We start from the raw sequence: 12328 nt of genomic DNA on the forward strand, positions 1-12328 counted from the left end.
TAAACTAATGAAAAGACCCAACATAGCTAAAATCAAATCCCACCTCAGGAATTTCGCCAATAAAACGATCTCGCAAATAAACCGAATTACCATCTAAATATAAACCAACGCCGTGATGAATCTGAAAATCAAAACCATAATTGCGGCCATTATTAGAATATTGAACATCTTCGGCTAACAAACAATCATTTTTTGAAAAAAAATTACCAGAAAAACTACCACCCAAACGTCCCGAATACAGCGGCCCACAATCCCAAACAACGATGTTATTTAAAAACAAAAACGATTCATGATCTTCAAACCTAGTTTGCTTAAGCTGCCCAGAATAACCACAGAAATAGAAAAAATTATTAACTAACAAATTATTTCTTCCATAATGCAAATGGAAACATCCATTTGCAGCTTCCGAAATAAAGTTATTATCGATAATAATATCTGAGGCACCTTGATCTGCATATATACCCCAAGCACCAGGACCGTAACCATCTGAAGCTGAGACTCTATATATATAGTTACCCACAACCTGGGTCCCGGGTGAAGGCCCCAGAAGGTAGATTGCTGCCAAATCGCTTAAAAGACCGCCACCAACACCCTCAAGCGAATTACGTATAATAATATTACCCTTTGCCAAACTCGATCCATAACCCCAACGCCAACCAACTGAAATACCTGTGTATGAAGTATCATTAATCCTGTTGTTAAAAACAACATTATAACCAGACTGACCAATCCAAATAGCAACGGCACCGTGGTAACGAAGTCCAATATTAAAAATATTGTTATCGTAAATTAAATTACTTTGTGTGTAATCTGCATCACTAGCAACATCATGATACCAACCAATCTTAATTGCCCCCCCATCTCCGCTGGAAAAAACATTACCCTCAACCTTAGAGCCAACAACACCTTTTTTGAACCATACGCCATAAGCACCGTAATTCTCAAATACGCAGTTGCTAATAGCTAAGCTCTCTACATGCGAAGCCTCAATTACAGCAGGAAGACCAACTGCAGCTTGTGGCTCATCATAAAGCCCTCTGCTCACCCCCCTAGTGTAGCCAAAAAATATACCATCAATACCAACATTATTAAGCTTATTTCCTGCACTACCTTCAAACACAATTAATCTGTCAACCAGCGGAACAATAACTTCTAAATCACGCTCAACCTCACCAATTCTTGGTACATAGAACAAATCTTTGCTGAATTCATCAAAATAAAATTCACCAGGAGCATCCAAAAAAGCGAAAGAATTCTCCAAATAAACTAACTGTCTCTTCCCAAAATGCAAAAATGGCCAGCGGGCCGCATTACCTAAAATAACCCTGCCATCACTGGGTAGAAACTGCCTCACTCTATTTATAGATATTTCCCAAGAGTGCCGAGCAAATAAATCAATTTTTTCTTCAAAAAAATTTAACTTAGCCAGGAATTGTGCAGCATCAGAATCCAAATACAACTCACTTCTTCTCAATGCGCTATTTTTATCAATGTTTTTTGGATAAGCCTGTACCAATAATTCATTTCCGTAATTAGGGTATCTTGCTCGTACAGCCGGAGCTCCATTGACATAGATTCGCTCAACTTCATCAATGCCGCTCAAACCACTTATTTTAAATAACCCCTCTCGAACCAATTCAAACCCACTTTTTCGAAGCCCCCCAATAAAACGAGGAGCCGCACCTGCCTGTGCTCGAATCTTGAATCCAGCCCACCCTCCAATCAACTGCTCATTTACCACAAATTCCTTATCAAAATAAAAATCCCCTTGACCGACATTGACGACAACCTCCTCATTGGAGGCTACCAACTCGTTTGCTCTATATTTTTCAATAGCAGACCGAATCCCAAAAACCGATGCTAAAGGGCCACTATTTGTACCTAAAATATGAGTACTATGGAGCCCATCATAACAATCACACCCATCTTCTTGTATATAAAAATCCACTGCAACTGAAATATTTGAATAAAAAACCCCAACGACCAACAACAATCTCAATAAATACGGTCTAACGTAGCTCAGAATAAACATTCAATGTTTCCTTTGCGCACTTAGCCCAAGAAAATCTTTCGCTATTTCCCAAGCCAGCATTTACGTAAAATGAACGAAATTTATCTTTATAGAGCTCCATAACCATATCGTGAAAATAATCAACATCAAGACTCTCTCCGAGAAGAGCTGCCCCACCGGCAATTTCTGGGATAGATGACTTATTAAGTGCTACCACAGGGCAACCAGCCTTCATTGCCTCAACAACCGGAATACCAAATCCCTCGTATGATGAAGGGTATATCAGGCACAACGCTTTGTTATATAACAAGTTTAAATCATGAACATTAACATACCCCAGAGCCCTAAATCGACCACCAATTTTACTATTCAAGTAATCAAGCTCAGAACTATTTAATTTTCCACCACCGACTATACAAAGAGCCAACCCAGGGATAGTCGAAACAAGGTCTACAGCGAATTTAAAATTTTTGTATCCACCACGTGCACCAACAAATAATGCGTAGTTATCGTACTCCGTATCACCTAGCTTATAGTAATCATCACTCACTCCGTTATAAACCACTGAGATTCGATCTTCGGAAACATCAGGCAAGAAATGTAATAAATCATGCTTCGTATTCTCAGATATACAAATTATTCGATCTGAAGCGCGAATTGCCCTATTTTTTTGAAATGAATGAACAAGAGCTTTTATTCCTCCGACTTGAATTTCATAAATAAAATCATGAACAGTAGTTACAACAGAAACATTCGAAATTGATGGAAGACGATAATAAGTCGAATGAAATACAGAAACACCAAGCAAATTATCGACAGGACATAAACGATATCTTTCGCCAACTCTTGGATAACACTCAATTGAGTTAGGAAAAGAAAATTCTGAACTATAATTTAAGAACTTATAGTCCAATCCGCTTGACTGGTAGTTTTTCATCAACTCGGAGAAATAGACTCCAATCCCTCCTCTCCCAAACCAAGAGTATATTATTCCATCAATAACTAGCATCAATTAGACCCTTTTACATCTTTTAAACAAGAAAGCACCACCACCATAAATACCAACGCCCAAAATATATAAAAATTAACATCGGGTATTGAAATCAACATCGATCCAAAAATAGAACCAAAGAAAGCAAATATTGGAGCATGCACCAAATTTGTTGAAGAAACGCGGCACTTTAACAACGGCTTTACAATCAAATCAAAAATGAACGCCATGTAAAAAAACAAACCATAAAAACCAATCGTCGCCAATATAGTCAACAACGCACTAGAGGACCTATGATTACCAAAGCCAACTCCGAATCCGTATGTATCGAACAGCAATTCCCAAGAGCGATTATTGACACCTACTCGTATTGCTGTTGAAGTCGAGTCCAATTTATTGAAAATATACTTATCAAACAGGTATCCAAAATCCCCAGAAACCAAAACTCCATACACAGGAATTATTAATATAATCAATAGCAAAGAATAGACAACTGCATGATGCTTTTTACTTAAGTACAACCAAATCAAAGCACCCGTAATAAACGAGACAACAGCTGAGCCAGAAAGGGAATAAATAATTAGAGGAGCCACACATATAACAGACAATAACTTACCTAGATTCTTTTTTGAAAACAAATACCAAAAAACTCCAGATATCACAGCACCAAAATACGAAGGCTCTGGAAATGCGCCGCTCAATCGTACAAATCCAAAATCTAACTCTTGACCAGCAAGCAGTGCAAAACCTGAATTATTAACAAAAAAATCTCTCGGGTACCAAACCCCTGCAAGAGCACCGGATAACTCCCACCAACCTATTAGAACAATAAAAAACACAAGCAAATTTATCGAAGTATTGGATACACTAATCAACTCTTTTCTTGCAACAAAGCAAATATAAACAGTTACAAAATTCAACATCAAATAAATAGCTTGATAAATACCAAACCACCCACCATCCAAAGGCATGCCAGTACTAATCAGCCAGATATCCATTCCTTGATCTGGCGGAAAAACATATAAATCCGAGAAAAATAACGGAGCAATTACAATAGACAAAAAACAATAGACTAATAAAAATTTTGCATAATTCATCCAAGCAGGTATTAAACCAATCCCCACCATAATCACATTAAAAAAACGTGCTATAAAAACAATCTGCGAAACAACAAATACAGAAACTCCCTTTTCTCCAAAGTTAACAAACGCGGAGGCATAAAAGCCAGCCGCGACCAGCATCGCAATAAAATAAAATCTTCGATCAAATAAAACACCAGTTAGCAAAATAACCAACCAGACAGCACCTATATAAGTAAGTTCCATTACATCTCTTCACAAAGTACTTTATTGTAAATGTTATTATATTTTCCTAACCAAGCATCAACGTCGAAATACCCATCAGAGCTCTTCAAACAGTTAGTTCGAACGGACTCCAATAAGGCAGGCTGGCTAACCGCATCACAAACTACACGAACGAGATCGTTATCAATTCTAGGGTCAAATAGAAACCCATTAACGCCGCTATTTATCATTTCAGGTATTCCTCCCATTACAGAGCCAATAACGGGTACGCCGCATCGAAATGCTTCAGGAACAACCATGCCTAGTGGCTCATTCCACAAGGAAGGAACCACTAGGAGATCAATTCTTTTATAAAATTCACTTGGTCTTAACTGACCAAGAAAAAAAACCGAGGGACCTGCTTTCAACTTCAGATATTTTTCGTATTCACTATCGCCGATCCCTGCAATATGCAATTCGACGTTGCCGATGTTTGACTTGATAGAAGAAAAGCTATCTATAAGAAACTCTATCCCTTTCTCTCTTGACAAAGCACCAATAAAACCAATTCTCAGAGCACCATTTCTGTCTTCCTTGCCGCCAGCATTAATCAAATAATTTTGGCTACGAACATTATGAATAGCAGTAGCAATTTTTACGTTTTTGAAATAACCATATTTCAAATGCTCATCTAGTACAAAACGACTAACACCAATTACCGCATCAACCGACTCAGAATATTTTTTACTTCTTATTCTTAAAACTTTGCACGCTAAGCATTGCTTTTTGCAAGGTGAATTCTTGTTGTACATGGTATTTTTTGGGCACAAATTATAATAATCATGTAGCACCTGCACTATTGGAACACCCTCTTTTGATTTTATTTTTTCCAAAACGAGGGACGACCACCCAGCAAGATTATGAGAGCTTAATAAGTCAGGTTTCTCAGAGGCAACGATCTTCTGTAAATTGTCTGCCATTCTCGTGTTGAATGCATCTTTGCAATGCCATAAAAACCGTTTAATTTTTGGTTTTTTTTCCTTAGAGTAGCCCCAATAATAATTATCAATACCAACTCTTAATACTCTAATACCATTGACACTCTCTTCCAAAATACCGGGATTATCTCCTGTAGCAACAACCACCACATCATGACCAAATTTACTCATTCCCTCAACCAAGGCCTGCAAAGTCACTTCTGCGCCACCTAATATATTTGGTGCATAAAAGCTATTTACATACATTATTTTCATAACTTTTTATTAACCTTCAAAAACCAATAAGTTAAGTCAATAATTAATCGACCAAGCAACCATTGCAAATGCATAACTAAACATCGGCAACATTCTTATAAAAAAACGCCTAACTTGAGAAAAAAATACTTTTTTGTACATATAGTAATATGCCTGCACGAAACTCAAGTGAAACGCCGCGACCAAACCCCAACAGAGAATCTCAATATTTTTTAAAAAAATCCCAATCAACACAGAAATCGTCACCACAATTGAACTAAATATTCCACAGTGAAATAAAAGATCAGCTTTATTCATTGCTTGATAGAAGCTTCCACTTGTGGACAAAACAACCTGAACCGGTATAGAAATTGCTAAAATTTTTATAATTGGAATAACTTCACTCCAATTACTACCAAGTAAAATTGAAACCATTAAATCAGCTAAAATATAAACAAGGAATCCGGCAATTACACCAAGCAACGAAAGTTTAAAGGTAAAATCCTGATGAATCTCCTCTACTTTATGATAGTCACCAGCGTACTTTCTAAGCACCGGCTGAATAGCTGGTGTCATAGCAAAAGTAAGTAACAACAAGGGATATCTCATTAATTGATAAGCCTTATCGTAGACCCCTAAGGCAGATGCCCCCATGTATTTGCCGACCAGAATGTTGTCGAGGTTTCGTGAGAAATAATTTATGAAGTTGAAGCCGTGCTGATAGCTAGAGAAACCTAACAGCGGCTTGATTGCAGAAAACTTCCTTCCGGGCAGCGGTCTGCCGATTTCTGTTTTTCCCGAGAAGTACCAGATGACCAAAAATTGTGTCGCGGCACTGAAGGCTCCTTTAGCAGCTAAAGCGTGTAAAGGGTCGATGAGTTGGGCGAGGATGATAGTGGCTGCTGTGCTCAATGTTTCGGCAAGCAGACCTCCATTGGCGATGCTGAAAAAAGCTTGCTCTCTCAGTAGTAAAGCATTTGGGACAATACAGGTGGAAAAAAATAGCAGACTGATTGCGATATAGGGTACGACTTCATCTACGCGCGGAAGTTGATAAAACATCAAGAATAGCGGTCCAAGCGCAGCGAACAAAATGGCCAGTAGCAGGCCAATTATTATTGTCAAACCAAAGAGCCCGTCGCGGTCTTCTGCATCCATTTGCTGCAAATTGATGATGGCTGGGCCCAAGCCAGCTTCTGCCATTAGCTGGAAAAAAACGAAAAAAACCATGATAGCAGCGACCGTGCCGAATATTTCGGGGGTGAATATTCGAGCAAGTATCATCATCGAAAGCAAGTTAACCACGTAGACAGCATAGCGGCCAAGCATGCTTTTGTAGATTGCTTTGTATAAATGTGATTTTTTTATCAACTTAGTAAATTCTTACTTTGTGGTTACTAACCAAAATTCAGTTAATAATTTTAGACCATTTTTTTTCTATTACTTCATCACCAAATAAGCTCTCTATCAATTCCTTCACGGCGATATCAAGGGGCGGGTGCGGTTTCAATCTGCGCTCCAATAATTCGGAAAGACCCTGAATGTCCTTTTCGACATACAACTGTGGCAAGTCAAGATTACGACAAGCCCATTCAAAAAAAGGAGTTGAAACAGTGTAAAGAGGTACTCCAATACTAAGAGCGTAAAAAAAGGTGCCACTTACAATTACATTTTTATCATTATGCGTTATTACAATTCCAAGTGATTTTTTAGCAATATCAAGCACTTCCTCGTCACTAATATACCTTGGGATAATTTCAATATCCTTCATAGCAGACAATCGGCAAAGATAATCGACATACGCTTTGTCTGGCGCGCTTCCTGCAATGACAACTCTGACGTTGGGCGAAATCACATTGACAAGCGTCTCGATCTTCTTATAGGGCAGTATCCGACCAAAGATTAGAAAGTAATTTCTTGGATGTTCTGATTTTTTGTTATTTCTAACTGTTACTGGAAACTTATAAAGGGGGTGTGGTATGTATGTTCTATTTGTTGTTTCATTGTGCCCGGAGTGAGTAATTACATGATCAAAAGCTTTCTCAGCAATGTCGATGATGCGGCCTGCCCAAAGACCAGTCTGGGTTGATGAATTATGTGGGTAATTGTTATGTCTAACAAAAATTGATTTTCGTGACATTACTTTTATCAAAATAATTTTAAATATAAATCTTGCTATACCAAGAGCCGAAATTCGACCTTTTTCATTAACAATACAGTTCTCAATCCAATTTGCCACTATGAAATCGTAGCAACGCGGCTTATATGACAAAGGACTAGTCAACCACTCTCGAATGCTTGGCACTTTAGAAACGACCCCAAGCCGTGAAAGAATCTCTACAGTTCTTTCAGTGTATGCGTTATCAGGGTTCTCGAACGGAATGTACCCAATTTTGGATTCTCGTATCATTAATCTTATTCAGTATATTAATAATAATTTTCAGCAGATAGTAAGCAATGCAACCGGGTTTCTCATAAGCAATAGCGCGTTCATAAATCACGCCACCGCATGTACTGTCCTACTGGATTCAGCTTAAGCCAACAACGCCAGCGACATTATTTTTTATTAGCTTATTACCTTTCCGAACTTACCGAAATATCGTAGCCATGCTTCTTCAACAACGCATGCCGCCTGGCCGCTTCCAGATCATGCGCGACCATTTCCTCGCACATTTCCTGCACGGTGATTTCCGGTACCCAGCCGAGTTTCGCCTTGGCTTTGCTCGGGTCGCCAAGTAGCGTTTCCACTTCGGCCGGGCGGAAGTAGCGCGGGTCGATCTTGACGATGATGTCGCCGACCTTGAGCGCGGGGGCCAGAATTTCGCCATTTCGCGCTTCGATGGCGGCGACGATGCCGACTTCGTCCACGCCCTGCCCTTCAAAACGCAGGGTCACGCCCAGGTGTTCGGCGCTCCAGCTGATGAACTGGCGTACGCTGTATTGCACGCCGGTGGCGATGACGAAATCTTCCGGCTTGTCCTGTTGCAGCATCATCCATTGCATGCGCACGTAGTCCTTGGCGTGGCCCCAGTCGCGCAGCGAATCGATGTTGCCCATGTACAGGCAGCTTTCCAGCCCCTGGGCGATGTTGGCGAGGCCGCGGGTGATCTTGCGGGTGACGAAGGTTTCGCCACGGCGCGGGCTTTCATGGTTGAACAGGATGCCGTTGCAGGCGTAGAGGCCGTAGGCTTCGCGGTAGTTGACGGTGATCCAGTAGGCGTACATCTTGGCGACGGCATACGGGCTGCGCGGGTAGAAGGGCGTGGTTTCCTTTTGCGGGATTTCCTGGACCAGGCCGTAGAGTTCGGAGGTGGAAGCCTGGTAGAAGCGGGTTTTCTTTTCCAGGCCAAGGAAGCGGATGGCTTCGAGCAGGCGCAGGGTGCCAATGGCGTCGACATCGGCGGTGTATTCCGGGGCTTCGAAGCTGACGGCCACGTGCGATTGGGCGCCGAGGTTGTAGACCTCGTCCGGTTGCACTTCCTGCAGGATGCGGGTGAGGTTGGAGGTGTCGGAGAGATCGCCGTAGTGGAGCTTGAAGCGGGCGTTGTCGATGTGCGGGTCTTCGTAGATGTGATCGACGCGCTGGGTGTTGAACAAGGAGGCGCGGCGCTTGATGCCGTGCACTTCGTAACCCTTTTCGAGCAGGAATTCGGCAAGGTAGGAGCCGTCCTGGCCGGTAACGCCGGTGATGAGGGCGGTTTTTTTGGTTTGGGTGGTCATTGTTGTTTTTCCTTGGGACTGGGTTATTTCAATTTTTGGGTTTCAGTGGTGAGTTGCTTTATGCCCGCGTGGGCGAGCAAGGATTTCATTTGCAGGATCGCCATCGCATTCAGTTGGCTGAGCCGCTCCTGAACGTCGACGCCTTGATGTATCAACATGGCATTGATGCTCTCAAGGTTGGAGAGCACAACCAGTTGCTCAATGCTTGCAGCATCTCTCATGTTTCCGGCTTGTTCCGGGTTCGCTGCTCGCCATTGGGCTGCCGTCATACCAAACAAGGCCATGTTGAGCCTATCGGCTTCTGAGGCATAGACCGTGGTGATCTGTGATTTCGTGAGCTGTGCGGGAATCAGGTGAGCCTTGATGGCATCTGTATGGATTCTGTAGTTGACCTTGGAAAGCGTGCGCTGGAAATTCCACTCCAACGATGCGGCACGCGCTTCCTGGTCTTTGAGACGCTGGAATTCCCTGATCAGATAGAGCTTGAATTCGGGGCTGATCCACATTCCGAATTCAAAGGCGATATCTTTGTGGGCATACGTTCCGCCGTAGCGCCCCGGTGCCGCATAAATACCGATGGCGCCAGTCTGCTCTACCCATTCACGGGCGCTGATCTTGTAACTGTTCAGGCCAGCCTGGCTTTTAATTATGGCGAATTCGCCATAATTAAACCCGGGGTTGTAGATGCCTTCCCAAATCCCGAGGAACTCGATGGTGTTGCGGTTGCGCAGCCAGTCCGAAACAAAAAAGTCACCATCCTTGGCTTTGATCATGTCGGTCAGACAGATGTAGTCCTGATCCTCGCGGGTCGCAATGGTGACATCAGTACCCTGTACCGAAATCGTGCGACGCTTGACAGGTTTAGCCACCCCGACTCTCCCTCTGGTAATCCACATAGGCCTGCTGCAGGCCTTGCTTGAGGTCTATGGTGGCTTTCCAGCCGAGCTTTTCCAGGCGGCTGCTGTCCATGAGCTTGCGGAAGGTGCCGTCGGGCTTGCTGGTGTCGAATTCGATTTCGCCCTGATAGCCGACAACTTCGGCCACGGTGTAGGCGGCTTCCTTGATCGTCAGGTCGCTGCCGTAGCCAACGTTGATGTGGCTGAGCATGGGCTGGGTGTTGGCGTCGTAGGTGGGCTTGTCCAGGTTCATGACGAAGATGCTGGCGGCGGCCATGTCGTCGACGTGGAGGAATTCGCGGTACGGGGTGCCGGTGCCCCACAGGGTGACTTTGCCGCTTTGCATCATGGCGCGGATGTCGGCGGGGATTTCGCCGTATTTGGCTTCGTCGGCGGCAATACCGGCGCTGTCGCCGGCCTGGGCGAGCTTGCACAGGTGGAGCTTGCGGATCATCGCCGGCAGCACATGGCTGTTGGCGAGGTGGTAGTTGTCGCCGGGGCCGTAGAGGTTGGTCGGCATGACGCTGCGGTAGTCGCGGCCGTACTGGCGGTTGTAGCTTTCGCAGAGTTTGATGCCGGCGATCTTGGCGATGGCGTAGGGTTCGTTGGTGGCTTCGAGCACGCCGGTGAGCAAGGCGTCTTCGCGCATGGGCTGCGGTACGGCCTTGGGGTAGATGCAGCTGGAGCCGAGGAAGAGCAGTTGTTGCACGTCGTTGGCGTGCGCGGCCTGGATGATGTTGGCTTCGATCATCAGGTTTTCGTAGATGAACTGCGCCGGGTAGGTGTTGTTGGCGTAGATGCCGCCGACCTTGGCAGCGGCGAGGTAGACCTGTTCGGGCTTTTCGGCGGCGAAGAAGGCGTTGACGGCAGCCTGGTTGGTCAGGTCAAGCTCGGCGTGGGTGCGGGTGACGATGTTCTCGCACCCGGCGGCCTTGAGCTGGCGGACGATGGCAGAGCCAACCATGCCACGGTGGCCGGCGACGTAGATTTTTGCTTGTTTGTTCATGTTGTTTCAGTCTCCCCCGAACAGGTCGCGGGTGTAGACCTTGGCCGCCACATCGGCCAGGTCATCGGTGTTGCGGTTGGCAATGATGATGTCGGCTTCCTGCTTGAAGCTGGCGAGGTCCTTGACCACCCGAGAACGGAAGAACTCGCTCTCGACAAGGTTCGGTTCGTAGATGATGACTTCGATGCCCTTGGCCTTGAGCCGCTTCATGATCCCCTGGATGCTCGACGCCCGGAAGTTGTCCGAGCCGGCTTTCATCACCAGTCGATAGACGCCGACCACCTTGGGGTTCTTGCGGATGATGTCGCTGGCGATGAAGTCCTTGCGCGTCGTGTTCGATTCGACAATCGCGTGGATCAGGTTCTGAGGCACTTCGCGGTAATTGGCCAGCAGTTGCTTGGTGTCCTTGGGCAGGCAGTAGCCCCCGTAGCCGAAGCTCGGGTTGTTGTAGTGGCTGCCGATGCGCGGATCGAGGCAGACGCCTTCGATGATCTGCCGGGTGTCCAGCCCGTGCGTGGCGGCGTAGGTGTCGAGCTCGTTGAAGTAGGCCACGCGCATCGCCAGGTAGGTATTGGAGAACAGCTTCACCGCTTCGGCTTCGGTGCTGTCGGTGTAAAGCACCGGGATGTCCTGCTTGATCGCGCCTTGCTGGAGCAAGCCGGCAAAGGTCCGGGCGCGTTCGCTCTTGTCGCCAACGATGATGCGCGACGGGTGCAGGTTGTCGTACAGCGCCCTGCCCTCGCGCAGGAATTCCGGCGAGAAGATCAGATTCACCGGCTTGCCGGTGGCAATCCCGAAGGCTTCGCGCACCTTGGCGGTGTAACCCACCGGAACCGTCGATTTGATGACCATCGTCGCTTCCGGATTGATCGCCAGCACATCGCGGATGACGGCTTCAACCGAGCCGGTGTTGAAGTAGTTGGTTTCCGGGTCGTAGTCCGTCGGCGTGGCGATGATGACGAAATCGGCGCCGGCAAAGGCTTCGCGCTTGTCCAGCGTGGCTTTCAGATTCAGCGGCTTGTTCGCCAGGTAGTCCTCGATTTCCGCATCAACAATCGGCGATTGCCGGCGATTGAGCATCTCGACCTTCTCGGGAAGGATGTCGAGCGCAATGACTTCGTTATGCTGCGCCAGGAGGATGGCGTTGGAGAGTCCGACGTAGCCGGTTCCGGCAATGGCGATTTTCATG

The 12328-nt window shown here is 45.3% G+C and carries 10 protein-coding genes; all 10 read right to left on the reverse strand.

The window, feature by feature from the left end; genetic code table 11:
- Window positions 1-4 precede the first annotated feature (4 nt).
- On the reverse strand, window positions 5-2032 hold the full coding sequence (locus AADV58_RS11345) for a right-handed parallel beta-helix repeat-containing protein (protein WP_341743223.1): 2028 nt from the start codon (window positions 2030-2032) through the stop codon (window positions 5-7).
- A complete protein-coding gene (locus AADV58_RS11350; RefSeq protein ID WP_341743224.1) occupies window positions 2010-2948 on the reverse strand; it encodes a glycosyltransferase family 1 protein in 939 nt (312 codons plus the stop codon). Before AADV58_RS11350 ends, AADV58_RS11345 begins: the two co-directional genes overlap by 23 nt.
- Window positions 2949-3019: 71 nt before the next feature.
- Window positions 3020-4327, reverse strand: coding sequence for a hypothetical protein (locus AADV58_RS11355; protein ID WP_341743225.1), 1308 nt, complete (start codon window positions 4325-4327; stop codon window positions 3020-3022).
- On the reverse strand, window positions 4327-5538 hold the full coding sequence (locus AADV58_RS11360) for a glycosyltransferase family 4 protein (RefSeq protein WP_341743226.1): 1212 nt from the start codon (window positions 5536-5538) through the stop codon (window positions 4327-4329). Before AADV58_RS11360 ends, AADV58_RS11355 begins: the two co-directional genes overlap by 1 nt.
- Before the next feature lie 36 nt (window positions 5539-5574).
- Entirely contained in the window at window positions 5575-6846 is a 1272-nt protein-coding gene (locus AADV58_RS11365) for an oligosaccharide flippase family protein (protein WP_341743227.1), read from the reverse strand.
- A 79-nt stretch (window positions 6847-6925) separates the two neighbouring features.
- On the reverse strand, window positions 6926-7756 hold the full coding sequence (locus AADV58_RS11370; protein WP_341743228.1) for a hypothetical protein: 831 nt from the start codon (window positions 7754-7756) through the stop codon (window positions 6926-6928).
- Between the two features lie 335 nt (window positions 7757-8091).
- Window positions 8092-9237: a GDP-mannose 4,6-dehydratase gene (gene gmd, locus AADV58_RS11375; protein WP_341743229.1), complete on the reverse strand. Its 1146-nt coding sequence runs from the start codon at window positions 9235-9237 to the stop codon at window positions 8092-8094.
- A 23-nt stretch (window positions 9238-9260) separates the two neighbouring features.
- Window positions 9261-10106: a KilA-N domain-containing protein gene (locus AADV58_RS11380; RefSeq protein WP_341743230.1), complete on the reverse strand. Its 846-nt coding sequence runs from the start codon at window positions 10104-10106 to the stop codon at window positions 9261-9263.
- Window positions 10099-11139, reverse strand: a complete 1041-nt coding sequence (locus AADV58_RS11385) for a GDP-L-fucose synthase (RefSeq protein ID WP_341743231.1) — start codon at window positions 11137-11139, stop codon at window positions 10099-10101. The genes AADV58_RS11380 and AADV58_RS11385 overlap by 8 nt, the downstream gene beginning before the upstream one ends.
- Before the next feature lie 6 nt (window positions 11140-11145).
- Window positions 11146-12327, reverse strand: a complete 1182-nt coding sequence (locus tag AADV58_RS11390; RefSeq protein WP_341743232.1) for a nucleotide sugar dehydrogenase — start codon at window positions 12325-12327, stop codon at window positions 11146-11148.
- Window position 12328 lies beyond the last annotated feature (1 nt).

Origin of the sequence: Azonexus hydrophilus (genome assembly GCF_038368255.1) — a bacterium.
GTDB lineage: Bacteria > Pseudomonadota > Gammaproteobacteria > Burkholderiales > Rhodocyclaceae > Azonexus > Azonexus hydrophilus.

Bases quoted from the DNA above. Each gene is read 5' to 3' on its own strand.
- AADV58_RS11345 (WP_341743223.1), bottom strand. From the start codon at position 2,032: ATGTTTATTCTGAGCTACGTTAGACCGTATTTATTGAGATTGTTGTTG.
- AADV58_RS11350 (WP_341743224.1), bottom strand. From the start codon at position 2,948: ATGAAAAACTACCAGTCAAGCGGATTGGACTATAAGTTCTTAAATTAT.
- AADV58_RS11355 (WP_341743225.1), bottom strand. From the start codon at position 4,327: ATGGAACTTACTTATATAGGTGCTGTCTGGTTGGTTATTTTGCTAACT.
- AADV58_RS11360 (WP_341743226.1), bottom strand. From the start codon at position 5,538: ATGAAAATAATGTATGTAAATAGCTTTTATGCACCAAATATATTAGGT.
- AADV58_RS11365 (WP_341743227.1), bottom strand. From the start codon at position 6,846: ATGCTTGGCCGCTATGCTGTCTACGTGGTTAACTTGCTTTCGATGATG.
- gmd (WP_341743229.1), bottom strand. From the start codon at position 9,237: ATGACCACCCAAACCAAAAAAACCGCCCTCATCACCGGCGTTACCGGC.
- AADV58_RS11385 (WP_341743231.1), bottom strand. From the start codon at position 11,139: ATGAACAAACAAGCAAAAATCTACGTCGCCGGCCACCGTGGCATGGTT.
- AADV58_RS11390 (WP_341743232.1), bottom strand. From the start codon at position 12,327: ATGAAAATCGCCATTGCCGGAACCGGCTACGTCGGACTCTCCAACGCC.